The sequence below is a fragment of the Sphingomonas glaciei genome (genome assembly GCF_023380025.1).
GTDB lineage: Bacteria > Pseudomonadota > Alphaproteobacteria > Sphingomonadales > Sphingomonadaceae > Sphingomicrobium > Sphingomicrobium glaciei.
Genome location: NZ_CP097253.1, coordinates 2,164,861 through 2,191,241 on the forward strand (window position 1 = coordinate 2,164,861; position 26,381 = coordinate 2,191,241).

Genomic DNA, 26,381 nt, shown 5'->3' on the forward strand with positions numbered 1-26,381 from the left:
TGGCGGGCCAGCGGCTTCGCCCGTAATTAGTTTCAGCATGAAACAACTTCCGAACATCAGTGTGCAGTGCAGCAATTAATTTTGCTGCACTGCATGATGTTGCTGCTTGGTAACATTCGTTTTTCTTACGTCCGCCGACACTGTTGCACCGCTTCCCAAGTGAGGCGCGCCTGCTCTAGGCCGCACCCTACAGTTTCTTTGGGAGGGGTTCCTCATGCGCAAGTCCATCTGGCTGCTTTCGGCCGGCCTGTTCGCCATCACGACGCCGGCGTTCGCCCAGCCGACCGACACCGACCAGTCGGGCGCCCAGCCAACCGACGGCGCGACGGCCGAAGCCGGCGCGGTCGACAATAGCGCTCAGCAGGCTCCGCAGAGCGGTGATGCGGGCGACATCGTCGTCACCGCCACCCGCCGTAACGAGGCCCTGTCCGACGTTCCGCTGGCGGTCAGCGCCGTCACCGCCGAAAGCCTCGAGAATTCGGGCGCCAGCGACCTTCGCCAGCTGCAGCAGCTGTCGCCGTCGCTGCAGGTGTCCTCGACCTCGTCCGAAGCCGGCGCGGGTGTTGCCCGTATTCGCGGCATCGGCACCGTCGGTGACAACCCCGGCCTCGAAAGCTCGGTCGCGACCTTTATCGACGGCGTCTACCGTTCGCGCACCGGCGTCGGCCTGACCGAGCTCGGCCAGATCGACCGCGTCGAGGTGCTGCGCGGCCCGCAGGGTACGCTGTTCGGGCGCAACGCCTCGGCCGGCATCATCTCGGTCATCACCGCCAAGCCGCGCTTCCAGTTCGGCGTCAACGGCCAGATCGACGTCGGTAACTACGACAGCCGCCGGGTCGAACTGGGCGTCACCGGCCCGATCAGCTCGAGCCTCGCAGCCCGAGTCGACGGCGTCTACATGAAGCGCGACGGCTTCATCGTGAACTCGATCACCGGCGAGGACGTCAACGACCGCGACCGTTACCTGCTTCGCGGCCAGCTGCTATTCCAGCCGAGCGACGCGACCTCGGTCCGACTGATCGGCGACTATGCCAACCGCGACGAATCCTGCTGCGCCGCGCCGTACCTGCCGGCCAGCGATTTCACGACGTCGGGGCGTGCCGCCTCCACCGCCAAGCCGCTGCTCCAGGCGCTGGGCGCGGTCATCAACGACAGCCCCTATCAGCGCCGCGCGACCTGGACCCCGGGCTTCGGGTTCCAGAGCGACGTCAAGGACTGGGGCGCTTCGGGCGAAGTCGTGCATGACTTCGGCACGGCCGAGCTGACCTCGATCACCGCCTACCGCTACAACAAGTGGACCCGCGGGACCGACGCCGACTACAACAACCTCGACATCCTGCACCGCGCCGCGGACGGCAACAGCTACAACCAGTTCAAGACCTTCACCCAGGAACTGCGCCTCCAGGGCGAAGCCTTCGGTGGCCGGCTCGACTGGCTGGTCGGCGGCTATTACGCCAACGAGAAGCTCAAGGTGTCGGACAACCTCAGCTTCGGTTCGGACTATGAGCGGTTCGCCAACTGCCTGCTGATCAACGGCGTCCTTCCGCAGGCGCTTGCGCCGAGCCCGATCGTGGGTTCGAGCTGCATCAACCCCGCCGTGGTCAGCGGCGCCGTGTCGCAGCTGGTGGCGCAGCGTGCCGCGTTGCTTGGCGCAGGGGTCCCGGCGACCGATCCGCGGGTCATCGCGCTCAGCACCAACATCGGCGCGCTCGGTGCGATCGTCGCCAATCCGGCGCGCCCGGGCTTCGGCAGCATCGCCGCCGCGCTCGGCATTCCAACCGCGACGCTCAACAATGTCGGCCTGCTCGACGTGTACAACCAGAAGGCCAACAACCTGGCCCTGTTCACGCACAACATCTTCGACGTCACCGATCGTCTGAAGCTGACCGTGGGCCTTCGCTACACTCGCGAGACCAAGACCCTCGACGCCCGCTTCAGCGACAACAACGCGATCTGCCGCGCCCTGCTCGGCAGCCCGCTGGCGGCGCTGCAGCAGCTTCCCTGCTTCAACCCGTCGGTCCCGACCGGTAACTTCAACCCGGCCGAGAGCAAGCGCAAGGAAAGCGAATTCTCGGGCACCGCGGTGGTCAGCTACAAGCCGACCGACAGCCTGCTGGCCTATGCCAGCTACTCGCGCGGCTACAAGGCGGGCGGCTTCAACCTCGACCGTGCGGGCCTGAGCCGGCAGAACAACAACGGTCCAGTGCTTCCGACCGCGACCCTCGCCACCCTGCAGTTCGCGCCCGAGACCAACAACGCCTATGAAATCGGCGGCAAGTTCAACGGCCGGGGCATCGACATCAACGTCGCCGCCTTCCTGCAGAAGTTCGATGACTTCCAGCTCAACACCTTCGACGGCACCCGCTTCATCGTTGAGAACGTCAACGCCTGTAAGACCGATCTTGCCGGCGCGGATCGCGACAACAGCCCGACCACCGGCGGCTGCACCGGCGACACCAAGCCCGGTGTCAGCAGCCGCGGTGTCGAAGTGGAAATGTTCGCCCGTCCGGTTACCGACGTCGCGGTCAATCTCGGCGCGACGGTGGTCAACACCCGCTATGCCAACAACCTGATCGGCAGCGGCGGTCGTCCGCTGACCAACGCGCTGTTCCAGCTGCCGGGCCGTCGCCTGTCAAACAGCAGCTCGTTCGTCGGCACCGGCTCGATCAGCTTCAACCCGCGGATCACCGATGGCGGCATGCGCGCGCTGTTCTACGTCGATGCCCGCCACCAATCGGCCTTCAACACCGGTTCGGATCTCGACCTCGAAAAGGTCCAGCCGTCCTACACGGTGATCAATGGCCGTATCGGCATCCAGGGCCCCGATCGCCGCTGGGCGGTCGAGCTGTGGGCGCAGAACATCTTCAACGAGGAATATCTGCAGGTCGCGTTCGACGCCTTCGCGCAAGGCTCGGGCACCGAGCGCGGCGTTCGCCAGGGCTTCTACGCCCGGTCGAACCAGCTGTTCGGCGCCTTCCTGGCCGAACCGCGCACCTACGGTCTGACCTTGCGCACCCGGCTCTGAGCCGGACGCGCCTCCGAGTGTGACAGGGGGAAGGGGCCTCGCGGGAAACCGCGGGGCCCCTTGTTTTTAAGCTTAGGCCGCCGCGGCGCTGGCAGGGCGATGGCTGGCGGCGGCGAGCAGCGCCGGCCTGACCCGCGCGACCTCCTCGGCCGAGAGCTTCCGGCCGTTGGCGCCGGTCAGGTAGAAGACGTCCACCGCGCGCTCGCCATAGGTGGCGATGTGGGCCGAGTGGATGGTGAGGTGGCCCTCGAAGATCACGCGGGCCAGCGCCGCGAGCAGGCCTGGACGATCCGCGGCCTGGACCTCGACCACGGTGAAGCGCCGCGACGCACCGACGGCGATCGTCACCGACGGCGCGATCTCGAACACCGGAACCGGGCCTTCTTCGGGAGGACTGGGCAGCGGATCGTCGCGCAGCGCGGCTTCGATCGCCCGGGCCAAGCGCTGGCGGCGGCGGCGGTCGGGATAGGGCCGGCCCTGGCGGTCGTGGACCAGCAGGTTGTCGAGCGCCATTCCGTCGCGGGTGGTGTGGATCCGGGCGTCGACGATCCCCGCCCCGGCCCCGGCCAGCGCGGCCGAAATGCGGAAGAACAGGCCGGGGCGATCGGGCGCGTAGACGGTGACCCGGGTCGCGCCCTCGGGGCCCGCTTCGATGCTGACCGACGGTTCGGGCGTGCTGAGCGCGGCGTCCGACCGGGCGATCTGCCGGGCATTGTCGAGGATCCAGTCGGGCGGCTCGGCGATCCAGTAGCTGTCGGGCAGGCGCCGGGCATGGGCCCCCGCGGGCTCTTCGTCCCAAGCCAGCGCGCGGGCGAGCTGCTGCTGGCGCATGGCGATCTCCTCGGCCCGGCCGCGCTGCTTGTGACCCAGCCGAAGCCGCTCTTCGGCAAATTCGTAGAGGGTCCGGATCAGCTTGCGTTTCCACTCGGTCCAGATCCCCGGACCCACCGCGCGGATATCGACGACGGTCAGGATCAGCAGCAGTCGCAGACGCTCGGGGCTCTGCACCGTCGCTACCAGGTCGTCGATCGTCTTGGGATCGGACGGGTCGCGCTTGAAGGCGGTGTGGCTGAGCAGCAGGTGGTGGCGCACCAGCCACGCCACCGTGTCGGTCTCGCCGGGGTCCAGCCCAAGCCGGGGGCACAGTTCGCGCGCGACTTCCTCGCCGAGGATCGAGTGGTCGCCCTTGCGGCCCTTGGCGATGTCGTGGAGCAGAACCGCGACGTACAGCACCCGGCGCGATCCGATCTGCCGGAATAGCGCGGTGGCGAGTGGATGGTCCTCGGCCAGCTCGCCGCGCTCGACCGCCGCGAGCAGGCCGACCGCGCGGATGGTATGCTCGTCGACGGTGTAGTGATGGTACATGTCGAACTGCATCTGCGCGACGACGCGGCGGAAGTCGGGGACGAAGCGGCCGAACACATTGGCCTCGTTCATCCACCGCAGCACCAGTTCGGGCTGGTCGCGCGCGGTCAGCACTTCGAGGAACAGGGCGTTGGCCTCCGGATCGTCGCGGACCTGCTCGACCAGCCGGGCGTCGCGGGTCGCGACGCGCATCGCGCCCGGGTGAATCTCCAATTTCTCGCGCGCGGCGATGGCGAACAGCGACAGCAGCCGGCGCGGGTCCTCGCGCAGGAACAGGTCGTGGGGAAGCGCAAGCCGACCGCGGGTGATGACGAACCCGCCCAGCCGCCGCGGCCGGCGCAGGAAGGTCGGGAGCGCGAACCGCCGCCCCTTGGCGCCAAGCTGCTCGTCCAATTGCGCGAGGAACTGGCCGGTCAGGTCGCCGACACTGCGCGCCTGCAGGAAATACATGTGCATGAACCGCTCGACCGAGCTCTTGCCCGGGCGGTCGGCGTAATGGAGCGCGCTCGCCAGTTCGCGCTGGTGGGTGAAGCTCATGCGCTCCTCGGCCCGCCCGGCGAGGCAGTGGAGAAGCACGCGCACCGACCAGAAGAAGCGCTCGGCGCGGTCGAAGCGGGCATATTCGGCGTGGGTGAGCAGGCCCGCGTCGACCAGTTCGGCGGGGCTTGCCACACCGTGCACGTAGCGGCCGACCCACATCAGCGTGTGGAGATCGCGCAGCGCGCCCTTGCCGTTCTTGACGTTGGGCTCGACCAGGTAGCGGCTATCTCCGAACTTCTCGTGCCGCGCGTCGCGCTCGGCGAGCTTGGCCGAGACGAATTCGGCCGCGCTCCCCGCTACCACCTCCTTGCGGAAGCGCTCGGTCGCCTCGCCGAACAGGGCGGCATCGCCGTCGACCAGTCGCGATTCGAGCATGGCGGTGCGGATCGTCATGTCCTCGCGCGCCAGCGACAGGAGTTCGGGAATGGTGCGGATCGCCTGGCCGACCTTCAGTTTGGCATCCCACAGGGCGTAGAGGGTCGCCTCGATCACCTGCTCGCACCACGGCGCGCGCGGGTGCGGGGTCAGGAACATCAGGTCGATGTCGCTGTACGGCGCCATCTCGCCCCGGCCGTAGCCGCCCAAGGCCACCAGGCTGACCCGCTCGCCCGACGAGGGGTTGGGATTGGGGTAGGCGCAGCGGGCGGCGGCAAAGGCCTGGCGGACCAGGCTGTCGGTGAAGCCCGAGGCAAAGGCGGCATGTTCGCGCCCGCAGGTCGGATTGGCGAAGGCGCGCTCCGCCAGGTCGGCGCGAAAGGCCGTAAGCCGCTCAAGGAGGTTAGGCTGGTCAGCCATCCGCCGAAGAGTGGGACAGCGCCTTCAATCGGTAAAGGGCCTGCAATGCCTCGCGCGGGGTGAGCGCATCAGGATCGATGTCGCTGAGCGCCTCGGCCAGCGGATCGGGCGCGGGCTCCGCTGCCATCGCGGCCGCGAACAGGGGCAGGTCGTCGAGCCCGGCGGCGATCCCGCCGGTGGCGTCGCGGCCCGCTTCGAGCTTGGCCAGCACCGACTTGGCGCGCGACACCACCGTCGGCGGCAGGCCGGCCAGCCGCGCCACCGCGATCCCGTAGCTGCGGTCGGCCGCGCCTTCGGCGACTTCGTGGAGAAGGACCAGATCACCCTTCCATTCGCGCGCCCGGACGTTGTGCAGCGACAGGCAGGGCAGGCGCCCGGCCAGTCGGGTCAGCTCATGATAATGGGTCGCGAACAGCGTCCGCGAGCGCGCCTCGTCGTGCATCGCCTCGACCACCGCCCAGGCGATCGCGAGGCCGTCGTAGGTCGAGGTGCCGCGCCCGATCTCGTCGAGGATGACCAGGCTGCGGGGGGTGGCCTGGGCGAGGATGGCGGCGGTCTCGACCATCTCGACCATGAACGTCGAGCGGCCCCGCGCGAGATTGTCGGACGCACCGACGCGGCTGAACAGGCGGTCGACCAGGCCGATCTTGGCGCGGCTTGCCGGTACGAAGCTTCCGGCCTGGGCGAGCAGCGCGATCAGCGCGACCTGCCGGAGGAAGGTCGACTTGCCGCCCATGTTGGGGCCGGTGATCAGCCACAACCGGTCGCTCGCGCCAAGGCAGCAATCGTTGGCGACGAAGCGGTCACCCGACTTGCCCAGCGCGCGTTCGACAACCGGGTGGCGGCCGCCCTCGATCTCCAGGCACGGCCCTTCGTCCAGCGTGGGACGGACCCAGCCGCCTTCGCCGGCGCGCTCGGCCAGCGCGGCGGCGACATCGATCCGGGCCAGCGCATCGGCGGTGGTGCTGATCGGTGCGGCCTCGCCGACCGCGTGGGCGGTCAGCCGCTCCAGATGCGCCTGCTCGAGGGTCAGGGCGTGGCCGCCCGCTTCGAGCACGCGGCTCGCTTCCTCGTGCAACGCGGGGCTGTTGAAGCGCACCGCCCCGGCCATGGTCTGGCGATGGGTGAAGCCGCTGTCGGGCGCGAGCAGCCGGTCGGCGTGTTTTGCCGGCACCTCGACATGGTAGCCGAGGACGGCGTTGTGGCGGATCTTGAGTGCGGAGACGCCCGTCGCCTCGCGGTAGCGGCCTTCGAGTTCGGCGATCGCGCGGCGGCCGTCGCTGGAGGCCGAGCGCAACGTGTCGAGTTCGGGGTCATAGGCCTCGGCGATGAAACCGCCCTTGGCTGCGTCGAGCGGCGGGCTGGGGACCAAAGCGCGGGCCAGCTCTTCGATCAGGGTCTGGTGCCCGCCGAGCAGCGGCAGCAGGTCGTCGAGCAGGCGTGGGCGCAATGCCGTTGCCGCCAGCGTGGCGGCGAGGTCCGAAGCGCCCCCCAGCCCGTCGCGCAATGCCGCCAAGTCACGCGGTCCGCCGCGCCCGGCGACCAGCCGCCCGAGCCCACGTCCAAGATCGGGCAGGCTGCGCAGCGCCGAGCGCAGGCGGTCGCGGCGGATCGGCTCCTCGGTGAACCAGGCGACGAGGTCGAGCCGGTCCTCGATCGCCGCCCGGTCGGTCAGCGGCGCGGCAAGGTCGGTGCCGAGCAGGCGGCGCCCGGCGGCGGTGACGCAGCGGTCGATCTCGCCCAGTAACGATCCCGCCACAGTCCCCTCGGCCGTGCGGCAGATCTCCAAGCTGATCCGGGTCGCGGCATCGATCGCCATGTGCGCTGAGCGTTGCACCCGGCGGGGAAGGCCGAGGAAGGCGGTCGCCTCGCGCTGTGTCGCGTCGAGATAGGCGAGCAGTCCGCCGGCCGCGGCAAGCTCGGCGCGTCCGGGCCCGCCAAGGCCGTCAAGGTCGGCGAGGCCGAAGCGGCGCTTGAGGGCGCGTTCGCCAGCGAGGCTGTCGAACCCCTCGTGGCCCCAGCGCGCCTCGATCCCCGGCACCGGCTCGGCCCCGATCACTTCGGCTGGTCCGAGCCTCGCCAGTTCGGCGGCCAGCTCATGACCAGCGCAGGCGACGAGTTCGAAGCGTCCAGTCGAGATGTCGCAGGCGGCAATCGCGCTCTCGTCGCCGACCCGGGCCAGCGCCGCCAGCCAGTTGGCCGAGCCGCTGTCGAGCAACGTGTCCTCGGTCAGCGTGCCGGGCGTCACCAATCGCACGATCGCGCGCTCGACCAGCGCCTTGGAGCCGCGGGCCTTGCGCGCTTCGGCCGGGCTTTCGATCTGCTCGGCGATGGCGACGCGGTGGCCGGCGCGGATAAGCCGGGCGAGGTAACTTTCAGCGGCATGCACCGGCACGCCGCACATCGGCACCCCGTCGCCGCGCTTGGTCAGCGCGATGTCGAGGCAGCCGGCGGCGACCTTGGCGTCCTCGAAGAACAGTTCGAAGAAGTCACCCATGCGATAGAACAGCAGGGCGTCACCGGCCTCGTCCCTGAGGCGGTGATATTGCTGCATCATCGGGGTATCGGCGTCGGCCCGGGCCATCGGTCCGGGTTAGCGGCTCGCAAAGACGGAGGCGAGGGGCTAAAGGCTCCCACATGTCCGAAAGCAATGTGAAGTTCTCCGAAGCCGAGGCCCTGCATTTCCACGCCCGCGGCCGGCCGGGAAAGATCGAAATCATCGCCTCCAAGCCGATGGCGACCCAGCGCGACCTCAGCTTGGCCTATTCGCCCGGCGTCGCGGTGCCGGTACGCGCGATCGCGGAGGATCCGTCCAAGGCCTATGATTATACCGCCAAGGGCAACCTGGTCGCGGTGATCTCCAACGGGACGGCGATCCTCGGCCTGGGTGATCTTGGTGCCTTGGCGTCGAAGCCGGTGATGGAAGGCAAGGCGGTGCTGTTCAAGCGCTTCGCCGACGTCGATTCGATCGACATCGAACTCGACACCCGTGACCCCGACGCGTTCATCAACGCCGTCGCGCTGATGGAGCCGAGCTTCGGCGGCATCAACCTCGAGGATATCGCCGCTCCCGACTGCTTCGTGATCGAGCAGACGCTGCGCGAGCGGATGAACATCCCAGTGTTCCACGACGACCAGCACGGCACCGCGATCATCACCGCCGCCGGCTTGATCAACGCCTGCCTGCTGACCGGGCGAGACCTGAAGGACATCAAGGTCGTCGTGAACGGCGCCGGCGCGGCGGCGATCGCCTGCACCGAGCTGATCAAGGCGATGGGCGTGCGCGGCGACAATGTGATCATGTGCGATCGCACCGGCGTGATCCACAAGGGTCGCGACGACCTCGATCAGTGGAAGAGCGCGCATGCGGTGGTGACCGAGCGCCGGACTTTGGCCGACGCCCTGGTCGGGGCCGACGTTTTCCTCGGCCTGTCGGCGGCCAAGGCGCTGAAGCCCGAATGGGTGACTGACATGGCGCCCCGGCCGATCATCTTCGCGATGGCCAATCCCGATCCCGAAATCACCCCGCCCGAAGCCAAGGCGGCGCGGCCGGACGCGATCGTCGCAACCGGCCGGTCTGACTATCCCAACCAGGTCAACAACGTCCTGGGCTTCCCCTTCATCTTCCGCGGCGCGCTCGACGTGCGCGCGACCGCGATCAACGACGAGATGAAGATCGCCGCCGCCAATGCGCTGGCCGAACTAGCGCGCGAGGCAGTGCCAGAGGAAGTGGCCGCGGCCTATGGCGGGGTCAGCCAGCGCTTCGGTGCCGATTACATCATCCCCGCGCCGTTCGACCCGCGGCTGATGGAAGTGGTGCCCGCCGCGGTCGCCGAAGCCGCGATGCGCTCGGGCGTGGCGCAGCGGCCAATCGAGAATTTCGCGGTCTACCGCCAGACGCTGCGGGCGCGGCTCAATCCCACGGTCAGCGTGCTCAGCCTTGCCCACGAGGCGGCGCGCTCCAATCCCAAGCGCGTGCTGTTCGCCGAAGGCGAAGAGCAAGTCGTGCTGCGCGCCGCCATCGCCTTCAAGGAGGGCGGGTTCGGGACCCCCGTGCTGGTCGGGCGCGAGGACGTCCATGATCGTCTGCGCGAGCTTGGGATCGACGATCCGTCGGGCTATGAGGTGCTGAACAGCCGCAATTCGCCGCTGGTCGGGCGTGCGGTCGACCACCTTTACGGCCGGCTCCAGCGCAAGGGCTATCTGCGCCGCGAGATCGAGCGGATGGTCAATCAGGACCGCAATTACTTCGCTGCCGCGATGCTCTCGCTGGGCGAGGCCGACGCGATGATTACCGGCGTCACCCGGCCGTTTAGCCAGACGCTGCGCCAGGTCGAGATGGTCATCGACCATGAAGAGGATGCGCCGCCGTTCGGGATCAACATCATCGTCGGGCAGAACCAGACGGTGCTGATCGCCGACACCGCGGTGACCGAGCGGCCGACCGCCGAAAACCTCGCCGCCATCGCCACCCGATCGGCGGCCTTCGCCCGGCGGATGGGGCAGGAACCGCGTGTGGCGTTCGTCAGCTACACCACCTTCGGCAACCCGCCGGGCGCTTTTGTCGATCATCTGCGCGATGCGGTGAAGCTGCTCGACGGGCGCAAGGTCGACTTCGAATATGAGGGCGAGATGGCGCCCGATGTCGCGCTCAACCATGAGATGCAGCGGCGCTATTATCCGTTCAGCCGGCTGAACGGCCCGGCCAACATCCTGATCATGCCGGGCCTACAGTCGGCGAGCCTGTCGGCCAAGCTGCTTCGCGCGCTGGGCGGGGAAAGCGTGATCGGGCCGTTCCTGATCGGGATGAAGCTGCCGGTGCAGATCGCGCCGATGACCGCGGGGGCCAGCGACCTGGTTACGCTGGCGGTGCTGGCGGCAGGCGCTGTAGAGCGCGCTCGCGGGCGCTAGAGCCGCTCGACGCTCGACACCGGATCGGCCGCCCGAAGCGCGGCCATGAGGGTGTGGAGGTGGGCTAGGTCGTGCACTTCAACGTCGACGTGGAAAGTGTGGAACGACCCGTCGCGGTGGACCTGCGCCAGGTTTATGATGTTGGCGCCCTTTTGGCCCAGGATCGTCGCCATGGTGCCGAGCGCCCCGGCGACGTCGCGCACGATGATGCACAGCCGGGCGGTGGCGCCGTCCGAATCGTCGCTCCAGCTGAGGTCGAGCCAGTCGGCATCGATCCCGGTGGCGAGGAGGTCGCAGCCGATCGCATGCACCTCGATCTCCTCATCCTCGCGGCGCAGGCCGACGATCCGGTCGCCGGGGATGGGATGGCAGCATTGCGCGAGGTGGAAAGCGACCCCCGGGGTCAGCCCGCGGATCGAGATGGCGCGGCGCTGCGACGAAGGCCGCGGCGCTACGTCGCCCCCGGTCGAGCCCGGCATCAAGGCTTCCATCAGCGCCTCGTCGCCGACCCGCTTGCGGGCGATGGCAATCATCAGCGCGTCCTTGTCCTCTAGCTTCAGCTTCTTGAGCGCGCGGGGGACGGCCTCCTTGGGCAGCGGAACGGGGAGGCGGGCGACGATCTCATCATAGATTTTGGTGCCGAGCTCGACCGTCTCGTCGCGCTCCTTGTGGCGGACGAAGCGGCGGACCGCCGAACGCGCCTTGCCGGTGGCGACGAAGCGCAGCCATGAGGGCTGCGGCGTCTGCGCATCCGAGGTCAGGATCTCCACCTGGTCGCCATTGTCGAGCAGGGTGCGCAGCGGCACCACCCGCCCGTTGACCTTGGCCCCGACGGTCTTGTCGCCGAGCCGGGTGTGCACTGCATAGGCGAAGTCGACCGGGGTCGCGCCCTTGGGCAGCTGGATCAGTTCGCCCTTGGGGGTGAAGGCGAAGATCCGGTCCTGGTACATCGCCATCCGGGTATGCTCGAGCAATTCCTCGGGGCTGTCGGCATGGTCGAGGATCTCGACCAGGTCGTCGATCCATGGGACGTGGATATCGGCGGCCGGCTTGCCCTCCTTGTAGGCCCAATGCGCTGCGAGGCCCTTTTCGGCCTGAAGGTGCATCTCGCGGGTGCGGATCTGCACTTCGATCCGCATCTTGCTGTCGTGGATGACCGAAGTGTGCAGGCTGCAATAGCCGTTGCGCTTGGGGGTCGAGATGAAGTCCTTGAACCGGCCCGGCACCATCGGCCAGCGGCGCTGGATCAGGCCCAGCGCGCGATAGCATTCGTCGACGTCCTGGACGATCACCCGGAACGCCATCACGTCGGACAATTGCTCAAAACTGATGTGGCGCTCGGCCATCTTACGCCAGATCGAATAGGGATGCTTTTCGCGCCCGGTGACCGCCGCTTCGAGGCCGTTGTCGGCCAGATGCAGCTGGAGCCCGAGGCCGATCCGGCTGACTAGGTCGCCGCCTTCGGCATGGAGCTGTCCGAGCCGGCGGGTGATCGAGGCATAGGCGTCCGGCTCCAGCTGCCGGAAGGCCAGGGTCTGCATCTCGTTCATGATCTCGTACATGCCGATCCGCTCGGCGAGCGGAGCATAGATATCCATCGTCTCGCGGGCGATGCGGCGGCGCTTGTCCTCGTTCTTGATGTGGTGGAGCGTGCGCATGTTGTGCAGGCGGTCGGCGAGCTTCACCAGCAGCACGCGGATGTCGCCGCTCAGCGCGAGCAGGAACTTGCGCAGGTTCTCGGCCGCGCGTTCGTTTTCGGACTGGGCCTCGATCTTGCTCAGCTTGGTCACGCCGTCGACCAGTCGCGCGACATTGGCCCCGAACAATCGTTCCACCTCGTCGGCGGTAGCGACGGTGTCCTCGATCGTGTCGTGGAGGATGCCGGTGACGATGGTCTCGTCATCGAGCTTGAGGTCGGTGAGGATGCCCGCGACCTCGATCGGGTGACTGAAATAAGGGTCGCCCGAAGCCCGGGTCTGCGAGCCGTGCGCCTTCATCGAAAAGACGTAGGCGCGGTTGATCAATCCCTCATCGGCATCGGGATCGTAGGAGCGAACCCGCTCGACCAGCTCATATTGGCGCAGCACCTGCCCTATGTGGGCCGAGCGAGTGTCCTGTTGCAAGTGCGAAGTGCTGCGACTTTGGTGCAACAGAGGCGCGGTAGAGTTCCCTCATGCTAGTTACATTGCTGTTTTTATGCTTTTCTTGCATCGGCTCAACCAGTGGGGAAGTCGAGTGACGGCGCGTGATGCTGACCTGGTTGCCGCATTTCAGGCGTCTTCTGACGCCTGTCCGATCCCCGAGGCGGTTGCGATCATCGGCGAACGATGGACCTGCCTGATCATTCGCGCCTCGCTGTTGGGGCTGTGTCACTTCGAGGAATTCCAGGCCTGCCTCGGCATCGCCCGTAATATCCTGTCCGACCGCCTCGGCCGGCTGGTCACCGCCGGAATCCTGGCGCGGACGCCAGATCCGGAGGACGGACGACGGGTGATCTACGCGCTGACCGAGCGCGGCGAGGCATTGGTTCCGGTATTCGTGGCGATGCGCCAGTGGGCGCTGGACGCGGGGCTCGGCAAGCCGGGGCAGCCGACCCTTGCCGACCGCCGGCACCGCCAACCGGTCGAGGGCGTCGCCATCGTGGCGCATGACGGCCGCTCGCTGGCGATCGATGATCTAATGTGGCTTGGGCCAGACGGCGAAGAGCTAATGACGCCCGGGGCGTCGCGCGCCAGCCGGGCAGTCGCAGCCTAGACGCGGCGTCCGAAAGGCCACTCCCCGACAGCTGCCGGGGAGTGGATTACATGCTTATTCGTAATCGCCGCCCGAAGGGGTCGGACGCGGCGGCGCGGCGGCGGTGAGGCGAAGCGCCTCGGCCGATTCGCTGAGCGAGGCCAGCTCGTCAGTGGCATCCTCCTCGTCGATCTGGACGCGCTGCAGGCTGGAAATCAGCGATTCGTTCAGCTCCTTCGGGCGAACGGTTTCCTCGGCGATCTCGCGCAGGGCGACGACCGGATTCTTGTCGCGGTCACGATCAATGGTGAGATCGGCGCCGCCCGAAATCTGCCGCGCGCGCTGGGCCGCAAGCAGGACGAGATCAAAGCGGTTCGAGACCTTGTCGACGCAATCTTCGACGGTGACGCGTGCCATCAGGCGTGGCCTTCCATAAGGAGCAAAGCTGAAAAGAGAAGGTCGTGCACCTAGGTGGTGACGGCTTTCAAGTCAAGGAAAGCGGCCCCGCGCCGCGTGGCGCATCCCCTCATCGACATGCTTGCGCTGGACGCCCGGGCGTCTACCGAGGAACCCATGTCCGACCTCCTCGAGCCTCCGGTCGTGAGCGCCTCCACCGTGACGGCGGAAGTGGCGGGGACGAGGCTGACCCTGGTTGAGGGCGGGACCGAGCGGCTGAAGCTGATCCTGCGGATGATCGACGGGGCGACCCGCTCGGTGCGGCTCTTGTTCTACATGATGGACGCGGACGCGGTCGGCGAGGCGGTTCGCGACGCGCTGGTGCGGGCGGCGTCACGCGGTTGCACCGTCCAGGTGATCCTCGACGGGTTCGGGTCGAGTATCCCGTCCGACTTCTTCGACCCGCTCAAGCAGGCGGGCGGGTCGAGTTGCCTGTTCAACCCGCGGATCGGGGTCCGCTACCTGCTGCGCAACCACCAGAAACTGGTGGTGATCGACGACGCGGAGGCGATCACCGGCGGGGCCAATCTGACGGTCGATTACATGAGCGACCAGTCACCCGAGCGCTGGCGCGACCTGTGGCTGCATGTCGAAGGACCGGCGGTGCGGGCGGCGGCGCGTTACTACGACGCGCTGCATGCGTGGACCGTGCGCAAAGGGCCCAAGCTGCGCGAATTGCGCCGGCTGCTTCACCGCCACAGCCAGCGCAAGGGCGCGCTCCAGTGGCAATATACCGGGCCGGTCCGGCGCGGGCATCCGTGGACCTTCGGAGTGGCGCGCGACCTGGCGGCGGCCGGCAGCCTGGACATGATCGCGGCCTATTTCTCCCCGCCGTTCGCGATGCTGCGCCGGCTTCGCCGGCTGGGGCGCAGGGGGCAGGTGCGGATCATGACCGCCGCGCGCTCCGACAACAACGCCACCATCGGCGCCGCGCGGCATACCTATCGCGGGCTGCTGCGGGCCGGTGTCCGGATGTTCGAGTTCCAGCCCGAGAAGCTGCACACCAAGCTGCTGATCATGGACGACGTGGTCCACCTCGGCTCGGCCAATTTCGACTTCCGCAGCCTCTACCTCAACCTCGAGATGATGCTGCGGATCGAGGATGCCGGCTTCGCGGCGCAGATGCGCGACTATTTCGAGCGGCAGGTGGGCGAAGCGCAGGAGATCACCCCGGCTCTTCACCGCCAGCGGGCAAGCTGGTGGCACAAGCTCAAATGGGCTCTATCGAACTTCCTGGTGACCGCAGTCGATTATACCGTGACCCGGCGGCTGAACTTCGGGCCGGAGCGGTAGGGGAGCTAAAGGCTCAGGCCTCGTCGCGCCACGCCCAGAACAGGGTCGCGGGAGGCACGTTGACCCATTCGAAGCCGCGATCAATGCGATCGAAGACCGGGGCGATGAAATCGCGGACCTTGGGGCTGAACTGATAGACCAGGAACGCGCCGCCGGGACGGATCGCGCGCGCGGTGGCGGCGCCGATCTCGTCGCCCACGCCTGGCGGCAGGGTCGAGAAGGGCAGGCCCGAGAGGATGTAGTCGGCCGGCGGCAAGCCGCGCTCGCTCAGCACCTTTTCGACGTCGGTCGCGCTGGCGGTCACCGCGATCAGCCGCGGATCGTCGATGGTTTCTTTGAGGAAGGCGGTGAATTCGGGGTTGGTGTCGATGGTCACCAGCCGCGCATCCTCGGGCAATTGCTCGAGGATGATGCGGGTGAAGGTACCGACGCCGGGACCATATTCGACGAACAGCCTGGTGTTGGGCCAGTCGACCGGCCCGAGCATCTTGTCGATCAGCCGCCGGCTCGAGGGAATGACCGAGCCGACCATTACCGGATTCTTGAAGAAGCCGCGGAGAAAGGCGAGCCGCTCGGATCCGCCGCGACCGCGGCGGGCATGGCGACGCCGTTCCTTGAGCGCGCGGGCAGAAGTGGCTTGCATGGAGGCTCCGGCTAAAGCGTCGGCAGAAGGCCGGCAATGGCTCCAAGCAAATGCCCGCCGACTTGGCAAGTTCCGCCGGCGCGTTAGGAGCCGGTTGATGAGCGATGTGCCAGCGAAGCGACAGAAGGTTGGCGGATCGGCGCTGACCAACCTCCATTTCCTGCTCCTCTATGCCGCGATGTTGGTGGCGGCGGCGGGCAACACCGCGTTGCAATCGGTCATGCCGGCAATCGGGCGGGCGATCGGCATCGCCGATTTCTGGGTCGCGATCGCCTATACCTGGAGCGCGGTGTTGTGGGTGTGGCTGGCCCCGCTGTGGGCGGAGAAGAGCGATCACCACGGCCGCAAGGCGCTGACCCAATTGGGGCTGGTCGGCTTTATCGTCTCGATGACCCTGTGCGGGCTGGTGCTGATCTCGGGCCTCAACGGGTGGACCGGCCCGGCGCTGACCTTCCTATTGTTCGGGCTGTTCCGGGCGATCTACGGCGCGCTCGGTTGCGCGACGCCCAGCGCGACGCAGGCCTATCTGGCGGCGCGGACCCGGCGTTCGGCGCGCACCGCGCAGCTATCGGCCCTGTCCTCCTCGTTCGGGCTGGGGACGATCGTCGGGCCGGCGCTGGCGCCGTTGTTCGTGCTTCCCTTCATCGGCCTGCCGGGTCCCCTGTTCGCCTTTGCCCTGATCGCGCTGGGTGTGGCGGTAGCGATCCAATGGTGGCTACCCGACGATCGCGGCAAGCTGGGCGACGGGCGCGGGGCGGCGATGAGCTATCCCAGCCTCGCCTCGATGATCACCGGCGCCAGCGTCCGCGCGGCAACCGCGCCGCAGCGGCAGAAAAGGCTGTCGTGGAGCGACGGGCGGATCAGGCAGTGGATCGTCGCGGGGGTGGTCGCCGGGCACGCGCAGGCAGCGACCCTGACCTGCATCGGCTTCTTCATCATCGACGTGCTGCGGATCGAGCCGCTGGGCGCCGAACAGCCGATCGCTATCGTGATGATGGCCGGCGCCGGGGGCACGCTGGCGGCGCAATGGGGGCTGATCCCCAAACTCGGCCTCGCACCGCGTGCGCTGATCGTGTGGGGAGCGCTGATCGCCGCCCTCGGGCTGGGCGTCACCGCGGCGGCGAGCGACCTCTATGGGCTGGTGCTGGGGTTCGGGCTGGCCTCGATCGGGTTCGGCTTCACCCGCCCGGGCTTCACCGCCGGCGCCAGCCTGGCCGTGCCGCTGGCCGAGCAGGGTGCGGTGGCGGGCGTGATCACCAGCGCCAACGGGATTGCCTACGTCATCGCCCCGGCGGCGGGGATGGCGCTCTACGCGCTCGATCCCCACCTGCCGTTCGCGGTCGCGGTGCTGGTGGTCGTGGCCCTCGCCTGGTGGGGGCGCAAGCTGCGCTAGCTCTTGCCGCCCTCCCGCGGAGTCAGCATGCCGGGGGTGATGAAGCCGATCCCGCCGCGATCGGGGCGCACCGCATCGCTCTTCAGCGTGTCCGCGATGCGCTCATATTCGGTCAGCATCTCGGGCGTGACCGAGGCCCGGGTTTCCTTCAGCGCCTCGTCGAAGTCGGCCATGCTGACCTCGGTATTGGCGAGATCGCGGCGAAGCGCGGTGAGGCCGGCGCGGCGGGTCAAATCCTCGAGGTCGGCGCCGGTGAAGCGCTCGGTCCGGCGGGCGAGGTCCTCGAGATCGACGTCGGCGGCAAGCGGCATGCGCTTGGCATGGATCGCCAGGATCCGGCGGCGGCCGGCGACGTCGGGCGGGCCGACATAGACCAGTTCGTCGAGCCGGCCCGGACGCAGCAGGGCAGGGTCGATCAGGTTGGGGCGGTTGGTGGCGCCGATCAGCACCACGCCCTGCAGTTCCTCCAGCCCGTCCATCTCGGCAAGGATGGTGTTGACCACCCGCTCGGTCACCTGCGGCTCGCCCATTCCGCCGCCCCGCGCGGGGACCAGGCTGTCTAACTCGTCGATGAAGATCACCGTCGGCGCGACCTGGCGGGCGCGGGCGAACAGGCGGCTGATCTGCTGCTCGCTTTCGCCATACCATTTGCTCAAGAGGTCGGACGACTTGATGGCGATGAAATTGGCCTGGCTTTCGCGCGCCGCAGCCTTGGCCAGCAGGGTCTTGCCGGTGCCGGGCGGGCCATAGAGCAGGAAGCCCTTGGCCGGACGGATGCCGAGCCGCTTGAACGCGTCGGCATGCTTGAGTGGAAGCTCGATTCCTTCCTTCAGCTTCTCCGCGGCGGCGTCGAGGCCGCCGACATCGTCCCACCCGACCGTCGGGACCTGCACCATCACCTCGCGCATCGCAGAGGGCTGGACCCGCTTCAGCGCATTGTCGAAATCGCTGGCGAGCACGCTCAGCCGGTCGAGCACTTCGGTCGGGATCGTCCCGTCGGCAAGGTTCAGCTCGGGCATGATCCGCCGCACCGCTTCGAGCGCGGCCTCGCGGGTCAAAGCGGCAAGGTCGGCGCCGACGAAGCCGTAGGTGCGCCGCGACAGGCCATCGAGGTCGACGCCTTCGTCGAGCGGCATGCCGCGGGTGTGGATGCCGAGGATCTCGCGGCGGCCGGTCTCGTCGGGCACACCGACCACGATCTCGCGGTCGAACCGGCCCGGGCGGCGAAGCGCTTCGTCGATCGCGTCGGGGCGGTTGGTGGCGGCGATCACGACCAGGTTCTGGCGCGGTTCGAGCCCGTCCATCAGCGTCAGCAGCTGGGCGACGAGGCGCTTCTCCGCTTCGCCGGTGACCTGGCTGCGCTTGGGCGCAATCGAGTCGATCTCGTCGATGAAGATGATCGACGGCGCGGCCTGGCCCGCTTCCTCGAACAGCTCGCGCAGCTTCTTCTCGGATTCGCCATAGGCCGAGCCCATGATCTCGGGACCGGCGATGTGGAAGAATTGCGCGTCGCTTTCGTTGGCGACCGCACGCGCCAGCCGGGTCTTGCCGGTGCCGGGGGGGCCGTGCAGCAGAACGCCCTTGGGCGGATCGACGCCGAGCCGCTGGAACAGTTCGGGATGGCGCAGCGGAAGCTCGACCATTTCGCGCAGCGCGTCGATGGTGGACCGCATGCCGCCAAGGTCGTCGTAGGTGACGTCGGCGCGGCGCTCGCCATGCTGCTCGGTATATTCGGACAACAGTTCGACAACGGTGCTCGCGTCGATGTGGACGATCCCGCGCGGGGTAGTGCTGACCACGCTGAGGCGGATTTCCTGCAGCGCGAACGCCGGCGCATTGAGCAATTGCCGGACATGGTCGGGCATGTCGGCATTGACCCGCTGGTGGCCGGCGGTGGCGATGGTGTCGCCGCTCGTCAGCGGACGCCCGGCGAAGCTGCGCTTCAGCGCTTCGGATGAACCCTGGAGGCGGATGTTGTTCTGGGCCGGGGCGAACACCACCCGGGTCGCGGGCTTGGACTGGGCGACGCGCACCTCGACGAAATCGCCGGCGCCGACCCCCGCATTGGCGCGCTGGAGCCCGTCGAGGCGGATGATGTCGAGGCCTTCGTCGTCGCCATAAGGCCGCACCGCCAGCGCCGGCGTAGTGCGCTTGCCCTCGATTTCGATCACGTCGCCGTCGGACAGGCCAAGCTGATCCATGATCGAGCGCGGCACCCGCGCGATCCCGCGGCCGCTGTCGGCGGGGGGCAGGTTGGCCACCTGCAGGCGGCGAATTCGGGTTTCCACGTCAGCCATTCATTGCTCCTCAGCTCCGCCAACGGCGAAGGTCTCTTGCGGTTCAACGTGGGTGGAGGCCGGCCCAGAAAAAAGGGTAGCCGCTTACTTTAGCGAGCCGGCGATGCGGCGGACGAGCGCGCGGGGCAGGAACCGCGACCCCTGCGCCCCGACCTTGTTGAGCGCTCCGGGAATGACGATCGCCTTGTTCGCCGCCAGCCCCACGAGGCCGGCAGCGACCACCGGACCGGGCTGCGCGGACAATCTGTCGAACACCTCGCCCAGCCGCGGCTCGAACCCCGCCTGTTCGCCAAATTCGGTCCTGGTCGGTCCGGGGCAAAGGGCGGTGACATGGACGCCGGTGCCGCGCACTTCATGGTGCAGCGCTTCGCTGAAGCTGAGCACGAACGCCTTGGTCGCGAAGTAGACGCCCATGCCGGGGCCGGGCTGGAAGGCGGCGGTGGAAGCGACGTTGAGGATTCCCCCGCGCCCGCGCTCAATCATTCCCGGCAGCACGCCGCGGGTCAGTTCGGTCAGCACGCCGCAATTGAGGTCGATCATTTCGCGCAACCGGCGCGGGTCATGCCCCGCTACATTGCCGTGCAGGCCGAAGCCGGCGTTATTGATCAGGCAATCGACATGCTCGCCGTGCTCGGCGACGTCGGCCAGCAGCGCCTCGGCCGCGCCCGCCGCCGCGAGATCCATTGTCACCGCCCGGGCGTTGCCCAGTTCGGACGCAAGCGCCTCGATCCGGTCCCTGCGCCGGGCGATCAGCAACAGCCGGGCACCGGTCGCGGACAATTGGCGGGCGAAGTGGACACCGAGCCCGGCCGAGGCGCCGGTGATGAGGACGAGGGGTGACGTCATGGGGGCAGGCTCCTCTGGCGCCGGACCGTCGGCTGTGAGACACTGGCGTCCGCTAGACGACAAGGGGGGCCCAAGTCGATGCAAGCGAACTTGACCGCGCCGACACAGGCGTCCGAGCGTCACCACATCCTCGATGCGTTGCGCGGCTGGGCGCTGGCCGGCGTGCTGATGGCCAACATGGTGGTGTTTATCGGATTCGGCTACGCGTCCGAGCCGGAGCGTGCCGCAGCGCTGGGCAGCGGCCTCAACGACCTCGCCGAGCTGCTGATCGAATGGCTGGTGGTGGGCAAGTTCTACTCGCTCTTCTCCTTGCTGTTCGGGATCGGCTTTGCGGTGCAGCTGGCGCGGCTGGAGCGAAGCGGGGAGGGCGCCGGGCGCTACCTCCGGCGGCTGTTAATCCTGTTCGTGTTCGGTCTGGCCCACCTGTACATGCTGTGGATGGGCGACATCCTGGCGCTGTATGCGCTGATGGGCGGGGTGCTGCTGCTGTTCCGGCGCACCGGCAACCGTGCGCTGATCCGCTGGGCGGTAGCACTATGGCTGGTGCCGATCGGCTGGTCGGCGCTGATCCACTTTGCCGGGATCAATCTTGCCGACCCGATCTACGGCGCAGCGATGCAAGGCTTCGCGGCCGGCGGCATCGACCTCAAGATGAGCCCGGCCACCTGGTTCAACGGCGCGGATTATCTCGACCAGCTGGCGCTCCACCCGACCGAGGTGCTGCTGCGGATCGCCGACCTCACCTACCAGATGCGCCCCGCCAAGGTGCTGGGGATGTTCCTGATCGGGTTGTGGCTCGGGCGGCGCGGTCTGTTCGCGGCGACCCCCGAAACGCGGGGCCTGCTGGTGCGGACGATGCGGATCGGACTGGGAGTCGGACTGCCGGTCGCCTTCGTGCGGGCGGTCCTGCACATGACCGCGGGGGAGAGCCATCCCCTGCGTTTTGCGGAGGAGGCGCTCTACTGCCTGTCCACCCCGCTGCTGGCGCTGGGCTATGCTGCGGGCTTCACCCTGCTGTGGGAGGGGCGCGCCAGGAAGCTGCTCGGATGGCCAGCGGCGGCGGGGCGGATGGCGCTCACCAACTACCTGTCGCAGTCGCTGATCCAGACCCTGCTGTTCACCGGCGCCGGGCTGGCGCTGGGCAATGTCTTCGGTCTTGCCTTCGTGCTGCCGATCACCGCGGCGATCTTCGCGGTCCAGGTCGCCTTCAGCCGCTGGTGGCTGGCGCGCTACCGCTTCGGTCCGGGCGAATGGCTGTGGCGCAGCGCCACCTACGGCCGGGCGCAGCCGATGCGGCTGGCCCGGCCCGGAGAGGTTGCGGCCGCTTAGGCGACGGTCGCCTTGGTAATCTTGCCGGGTGCACGCGGCGGCTCGCCGACCGGAAGCGCGTCGACATGCTCCATGCCGCTCTCGACTTGGCCCCACACGGTGTATTGCTTGTCGAGGAAGCGGGCGTCGTCAAAGCAGATGAAGAACTGGCTGTTGGCGCTGTTGGGCTGGTTGGTGCGCGCCATCGAGCAAGTGCCGCGGACGTGCGGCTCGGCGTTGAATTCGGCCTTGAGGTCGGGCTTGGACGATCCGCCGGTGCCGTCGCCGCGGCCGCCGTCGCCGCCCTGGGCCATGAAGCCCGGGATCACGCGGTGGAAGGGCACGCCGTCGTAGAAGCCTTCGTTGGCAAGCTCGACGATCCGCTCGACATGGCCGGGCGCGAGGTCCGGACGCAGTTTGATCACGACATCGCCGCCGCTGGACAGGGTGAGGGTAAGGGTCTGGGGCGCGTCGGCCATGCTGTTGCTCCTGTTGGGAAAGGGTTGGCGGCGCATTTAGGGGCTGAGAGGGTGCAGCGCTACCCCGGTAAGTGGTCGCCCTCCACCGAAGGGGTGACAAGTGCGGCGGTCCGTGACAGGAGCGGCGCGGGCATCATTCAGAGTGAAGAGCGGAGGCAAGAGCATGAGCGAGCGCGATCCGCTTGATGCCGTGCTGACCGCGGACCACGCGCCCGACGACGTCGCCGATGGCAAGGTGATGGATGCCGAGGACCGGCTCCGCCCCGACTTCGTCGAGCGGGTGCTCGACGCGGTCGATGCCGGCGATGCCGAAACCGCGCGGGCGCTGGTCGAACCGCTCCACCCCGCCGACGTCGCCGATCTGATCGAACTGGCCCGCGCCGACGAGCGCGAGGGGCTGGTGTCGGCGCTGGCCGAACTGGTCGACGCCGACGTGCTGGCCGAACTCAACGAGCACGTCCGCGAGATACTGGTCAGCGAAATGACGCCCGAGCGGGTCGCCGAGATCGCCGGCGAGCTCGACACCGACGACGCCGTCGCGATCATCGAGGACCTCGAGGAGGACGACCAGCGCGCGGTGCTGCGGGCGATGGAGCCCGACGACCGTGCCGCGATCGAGGAAGCGCTCACCTACGGCGAGGAGACCGCCGGGCGCCTGATGCAGCGCGACCTGATCGCGGTGCCCGAGCATTGGAACGTCGGCCAGGTGATCGACTACCTCCGCTCCGAAGAGGAACTGGCGAACGACTTCTGGGAAGTGTTCGTGGTCTCGCCCGACCACCATCCGGTCGGCACCTGCAAGCTGTCGACCATCCTGCGCTCGCCCCGCGCGACCAGCGTCGCCTCGATCATGGCGCTCGAACAGACGCTGATCCCGGTCGACATGGACCAGGAAGACGTCGCGCTGCGGTTCCAGAAATACGCGCTTGTCTCGGCCGCGGTGGTGGATGCCAGCGGGCGGCTGGTCGGGATGATCACCGTCGACGACATCGTCCATATCATCCAGGCCGAAGCGAGCGAAGACGTGCTGCTGCTGTCCGGCGCGGGTGAAGGCGACATCAACGAGCCGGTGCTCGACAGCTACAAGGCGCGGGTGCGGTGGCTGATCGCCAACCTGCTGACGGCGTTGCTGGCCTCGACCATCATCCGCCTGTTCGAAGGCTCGATCGAGCGGCTGGCGATCCTTGCCGCGCTGATGCCGATCGTCGCCGGGGTCGGCGGCAATGCCGGGACCCAGACGCTGGCGGTGACGGTGCGCGCGCTGGCGACCAACCAGCTGACCGGCTCCAACCGCTGGCGCGCGGTCGGGCGCGAGATGCGGGTGGCGCTGATGAACGGCCTGACCGTCGCCACTCTGGTCGGGATCGCGGTGACCCTGATCCTGGGCTCGGGCCAGCTCGGCGCAGTGATCGCCGCGGCCATGCTGTTCAACGTGCTGATCGCGGGCTTCGCGGGCGTTCTGGTGCCGCTGACCATGGAACGGTGGGGCGCCGACCCGGCGGTGGCGAGCTCGATCTTCGTCACCATGGTGACCGATTCGATGGGCTTCCTGCTGTTCCTGGGCATGGCCACGGCGTTTGGCCTGACCGGGTGACCTTGGCGCAAGCCACTCAATCAACTACCTATTCCAGCGTGCCGTTACATCTGACCAAGGTCGCCGTTGGCTGCCGCACGCTCGAGTCGCTCGAGAAGCGCATCGCCACGCGGTCGAGGGACGGCGAGGTGCGGGTGGTGACGCGGATGCGGCCCAAGCGGATGGCCGAGATCGTCGAGGGCGGGGCGCTCTACTGGATCGTCAAGCATCGTCTGGTCGGCTGCCAGACCATCCTGCGCTTCGAGGACCGCAGCGACGGCCGGCTCGACATCGTCTGCGCCGACCGCCTGCTGTCGATCCCACAAACCCCCAAGCGCGGGCACCAGGGCTGGCGCTATCTGGCGCACGAGGATGCGCCCAAGCCCGGCGACAATGACGACAGCGGGCTGAGCCTGCTGCCGCCCTCACTCTACGGTCGCTTGTCGGCGCTGGCGCTGCTGTAAGGGCTCAGCGACAGCCGCTGACGGTGGCGGCGCCGGTGACCTTCTGGATGCAGGCGACCGGGCCTCCAAGCGTGACGGTCGCGGCCCCGCTGGCGGTGAGGTTGACGCTGCGGCGAGCGGCGACGCGGACTTCCGAACTGCCGGTCGCGACCAACGTCAGATCATCTGACTGAAGCGCCGAGGCGTCGAGCACGACGGCACCCTCCGTGCCGATCCGACCGGTTTTGACCGCGCCGGCCAGCGCCACCGTTCCGCTTCCGCCGGCGAGCAGGTCGAGGCGGTCGGCGCGAAGGTCGGCGACCTGGATTCTGCCCGGGCCGGCAAGGGCGAGATTTGCTGTCAGTCCGGTCATGCGGTCGATCGACAGCCGCCCGCTTCCGGTCAGGATGGCGGCGCGAATGTCGGGCGTGGCGAGGCTGATCCGCACCGGAACCCCCTTGCCCGCACCGTTCCAGCTGCTGCGCTGGCGGATGATCAGAGTCCGGCCCTCGACCCGAAGGTCGACGGTGTCGAGCGCGCCCACCGGGCCCTCGGCCCTGGCGGAGGGAGCCTTGCCGGTCGTCAGTACCACGTCGAACGGCGCTTCCATCCGGATCCGGTCGAAGCTGATAATGGTGAAGCGGCGCTCGGCGGCCCCGGCCGGAGCGGCGAGGGCGGTGAGCAGCAGAAGGGCGAGGAGACGGGTCATGATCCCCTCTTCTCGCCCCTTTTGGTTAACGGACCTTCAAGGCGCCGATCACGAGCAGCGGATATCGCCGCTGCCGTTCTTGCTCGACGTGCAGCGCGCTCCGCCGGTGATGGCGATATCGCCCGATCCGGCGATGCTGGCCCGGGCGGTGCCGGTGGCGAACGCCTTGATGTCGCCGCTGCCGGCGATTTCGGCCGAGGCATTCCCCGCCCGAAGGCGCGAGGCGTCGAGGCCGCCCGATCCGGCGATCTCGTAACTCGCCTGCTGAGCCTGGCCGGCGGCGGTGATCTCGCCCGATCCGGCGATGGTCAGGCCGAGGTCGCGAACGGCGACTTGCGGGAGGCGAAGGCTGCCCGATCCGGCGATCGCGCCCTTGAAGCGTTCACCCGCGACGCGGTCGATGTCGATATCGCCCGATCCCGCTACCTCTGCCTGCTCGAGGCTTGGCACGGTGATGGTGAACGTCGAAGGCCCGCTCGAACGCCAGCTGGCCATGCCAGCCAGCCAATTCTTCTTCTTCGGCCGAATGTGCAACTTGCCGCCCTCGACCACTACGTCGGTATCGTCGAGCAGCCGCTGCGGCCCGTTGGCGGCAACCGACACGGCCTTGCCGGTCACGACCTTGACGTCATACGGCCCGCTCACTTCCAGACCGGTAAAGTTGCCAACCTGCCAGCTGCGGCTGACTGCCGGCCCGGCCGACTGAGCGCGGCCTTCGGAGCAGGCGGACAAAGCGAGAATGGAAGCGGCGGTAGCGGCGGCGGTTAGAGACTGGCGCATGTGACTTCCCCTACTGTGTTGCCGTAGCAATACACCAGCGGATGCGGCCGCGCAAGAGCCACAAAAAAGGCGCCGCCCGGATGGGGCAGCGCCTGTTTCGTTCAACCCTGGAAGTGACCGCTTACTCGGCCTCTTCCTTGGTTTCTTCCTTATTCTTGTGATGGAATTGCGCGGCTTCGTTCAGGATCTGGTGGATCTTGGCCAGCGCCGCCTTTTCGTCGGTCTGCTCCATCGCGCCGAGTTCGCGCGCGAGGCGCGAGGCGGCGGCTTCGAAGATCTGCCGCTCCGAATAGCTCTGCTCGGGCGCATCGTCCGGGCGGAACAGGTCGCGGGTCACCTCGGCGATCGACGACAGGTCGCCCGAGTTGATCTTGGCTTCATATTCCTGGGCACGGCGCGACCACATGGTGCGCTTGACCTTGGGCTTGCCCTTCAGGATCTCGAGCGCCGCGACCATGGTCTTGTCGCTCGACAGCTTGCGCATGCCGACCGAGTCCGCCTTGTTGACGGGGACCCGCAGCGTCATCTTCTCTTTTTCGAAACGGAGCACGTACAGCTGTAGGCTGGTACCGGCGATCTCGGTGCTCTGCAGTTCAACGACGCGTCCAACGCCGTGCTTGGGGTAGACCACATAATCGCCAACGTCGAAGCTAAGGGCCTTCGCTGCCATTCTTCACCTTTCCAGATGCGAGATGCGTGAACTCAACGGTTGGTGCGGCGTCCCCAAGTCGCCCCGTGGTCTTTGGCATCTCTAGTGACGGTTGAGCTGACTGCCCGAACACCGCCGAGAGG

The 26,381-nt window shown here is 68.0% G+C and carries 19 protein-coding genes; 8 read left to right on the forward strand and 11 right to left on the reverse strand.

Features of this window, described 5'->3' with window-relative positions; translation table 11 throughout:
- Window positions 1–214 precede the first annotated feature (214 nt).
- The gene (locus M1K48_RS10580; protein WP_249455073.1) at window positions 215–3,025 is read left to right on the forward strand and encodes a TonB-dependent receptor; all 2,811 of its coding nucleotides are present in this window, start codon (window positions 215–217) and stop codon (window positions 3,023–3,025) included.
- 72 nt (window positions 3,026–3,097) lie between these two features.
- Here the strand turns inward: M1K48_RS10580 and M1K48_RS10585 are convergent, their stop codons facing one another.
- A complete protein-coding gene (locus M1K48_RS10585; RefSeq protein WP_249455075.1) occupies window positions 3,098–5,725 on the reverse strand; it encodes a [protein-PII] uridylyltransferase in 2,628 nt (875 codons plus the stop codon).
- A complete protein-coding gene (gene mutS / locus M1K48_RS10590) occupies window positions 5,718–8,309 on the reverse strand; it encodes a DNA mismatch repair protein MutS (protein ID WP_249455077.1) in 2,592 nt (863 codons plus the stop codon). Before mutS ends, M1K48_RS10585 begins: the two co-directional genes overlap by 8 nt.
- A 53-nt stretch (window positions 8,310–8,362) precedes the next feature.
- Between mutS and M1K48_RS10595 the strand changes: the two genes are divergently transcribed.
- The gene (locus M1K48_RS10595; RefSeq protein ID WP_249455079.1) at window positions 8,363–10,636 is read left to right on the forward strand and encodes an NADP-dependent malic enzyme; all 2,274 of its coding nucleotides are present in this window, start codon (window positions 8,363–8,365) and stop codon (window positions 10,634–10,636) included.
- Here the strand turns inward: M1K48_RS10595 and M1K48_RS10600 are convergent.
- Window positions 10,633–12,723 carry a RelA/SpoT family protein gene (locus tag M1K48_RS10600; protein ID WP_249505234.1) on the reverse strand — a complete coding sequence of 697 codons (2,091 nt, stop codon included), beginning with the start codon at window positions 12,721–12,723 and terminating at the stop codon, window positions 10,633–10,635. The genes M1K48_RS10595 and M1K48_RS10600 overlap by 4 nt on opposite strands.
- 148 nt (window positions 12,724–12,871) lie before the next feature.
- On the opposite strand from M1K48_RS10600, the gene M1K48_RS10605 reads away from it, so the two are divergent.
- Window positions 12,872–13,390, forward strand: a complete 519-nt coding sequence (locus tag M1K48_RS10605) for a winged helix-turn-helix transcriptional regulator (RefSeq protein ID WP_249455081.1) — start codon at window positions 12,872–12,874, stop codon at window positions 13,388–13,390.
- Window positions 13,391–13,444: 54 nt separating this feature from the next.
- Here M1K48_RS10605 and rpoZ read toward each other — a convergent pair whose 3' ends face one another.
- Complete coding sequence (gene rpoZ / locus M1K48_RS10610; RefSeq protein WP_168067716.1) at window positions 13,445–13,786, reverse strand: DNA-directed RNA polymerase subunit omega; 342 nt, start codon at window positions 13,784–13,786, stop codon at window positions 13,445–13,447.
- Between the two features lie 96 nt (window positions 13,787–13,882).
- Here rpoZ and M1K48_RS10615 point away from each other — a divergent pair, with 96 nt between their 5' ends.
- Window positions 13,883–15,118 carry a phospholipase D-like domain-containing protein gene (locus tag M1K48_RS10615; protein WP_249455083.1) on the forward strand — a complete coding sequence of 412 codons (1,236 nt, stop codon included), beginning with the start codon at window positions 13,883–13,885 and terminating at the stop codon, window positions 15,116–15,118.
- A 13-nt stretch (window positions 15,119–15,131) separates the two neighbouring features.
- On the opposite strand, the gene M1K48_RS10620 is transcribed toward M1K48_RS10615, so the two are convergent.
- Complete coding sequence (locus M1K48_RS10620; protein WP_249455085.1) at window positions 15,132–15,761, reverse strand: class I SAM-dependent methyltransferase; 630 nt, start codon at window positions 15,759–15,761, stop codon at window positions 15,132–15,134.
- Between the two features lie 97 nt (window positions 15,762–15,858).
- Here M1K48_RS10620 and M1K48_RS10625 point away from each other — a divergent pair, with 97 nt between their 5' ends.
- Window positions 15,859–17,154 (forward strand): MFS transporter, encoded by a 1,296-nt coding sequence (locus M1K48_RS10625; protein WP_249455087.1) that lies wholly within the window; start codon window positions 15,859–15,861, stop codon window positions 17,152–17,154.
- On the opposite strand, the gene M1K48_RS10630 is transcribed toward M1K48_RS10625, so the two are convergent.
- Window positions 17,151–19,451 carry a CDC48 family AAA ATPase gene (locus M1K48_RS10630; RefSeq protein ID WP_249455089.1) on the reverse strand — a complete coding sequence of 767 codons (2,301 nt, stop codon included), beginning with the start codon at window positions 19,449–19,451 and terminating at the stop codon, window positions 17,151–17,153. The genes M1K48_RS10625 and M1K48_RS10630 overlap by 4 nt on opposite strands.
- A gap of 84 nt (window positions 19,452–19,535) precedes the next feature.
- Window positions 19,536–20,297 (reverse strand): SDR family NAD(P)-dependent oxidoreductase, encoded by a 762-nt coding sequence (locus M1K48_RS10635; protein ID WP_249455091.1) that lies wholly within the window; start codon window positions 20,295–20,297, stop codon window positions 19,536–19,538.
- Window positions 20,298–20,375: 78 nt separating this feature from the next.
- Between M1K48_RS10635 and M1K48_RS10640 the strand changes: the two genes are divergently transcribed.
- The gene (locus M1K48_RS10640; RefSeq protein WP_249455093.1) at window positions 20,376–21,626 is read left to right on the forward strand and encodes a DUF418 domain-containing protein; all 1,251 of its coding nucleotides are present in this window, start codon (window positions 20,376–20,378) and stop codon (window positions 21,624–21,626) included.
- On the opposite strand, the gene M1K48_RS10645 is transcribed toward M1K48_RS10640, so the two are convergent.
- Window positions 21,623–22,084 carry a peptidylprolyl isomerase gene (locus M1K48_RS10645; RefSeq protein WP_249455095.1) on the reverse strand — a complete coding sequence of 154 codons (462 nt, stop codon included), beginning with the start codon at window positions 22,082–22,084 and terminating at the stop codon, window positions 21,623–21,625. The genes M1K48_RS10640 and M1K48_RS10645 overlap by 4 nt on opposite strands.
- A gap of 163 nt (window positions 22,085–22,247) precedes the next feature.
- Here M1K48_RS10645 and mgtE point away from each other — a divergent pair, with 163 nt between their 5' ends.
- Together mgtE and M1K48_RS10655 are read left to right on the forward strand one after the other, a co-directional pair.
- Entirely contained in the window at window positions 22,248–23,678 is a 1,431-nt protein-coding gene (gene mgtE, locus M1K48_RS10650) for a magnesium transporter (protein WP_406696670.1), read from the forward strand.
- Complete coding sequence (locus M1K48_RS10655) at window positions 23,675–24,121, forward strand: DUF1489 family protein (protein ID WP_249455097.1); 447 nt, start codon at window positions 23,675–23,677, stop codon at window positions 24,119–24,121. Before mgtE ends, M1K48_RS10655 begins: the two co-directional genes overlap by 4 nt.
- A gap of 4 nt (window positions 24,122–24,125) precedes the next feature.
- Here M1K48_RS10655 and M1K48_RS10660 read toward each other — a convergent pair whose 3' ends face one another.
- The 3 genes from M1K48_RS10660 to M1K48_RS10670 form a co-directional block, all read right to left on the reverse strand.
- Window positions 24,126–24,809 (reverse strand): head GIN domain-containing protein, encoded by a 684-nt coding sequence (locus tag M1K48_RS10660; protein WP_249455098.1) that lies wholly within the window; start codon window positions 24,807–24,809, stop codon window positions 24,126–24,128.
- A gap of 48 nt (window positions 24,810–24,857) precedes the next feature.
- Window positions 24,858–25,589: a head GIN domain-containing protein gene (locus M1K48_RS10665; RefSeq protein ID WP_249455099.1), complete on the reverse strand. Its 732-nt coding sequence runs from the start codon at window positions 25,587–25,589 to the stop codon at window positions 24,858–24,860.
- A gap of 121 nt (window positions 25,590–25,710) precedes the next feature.
- Entirely contained in the window at window positions 25,711–26,259 is a 549-nt protein-coding gene (locus M1K48_RS10670; protein WP_249455100.1) for a CarD family transcriptional regulator, read from the reverse strand.
- Window positions 26,260–26,381 lie beyond the last annotated feature (122 nt).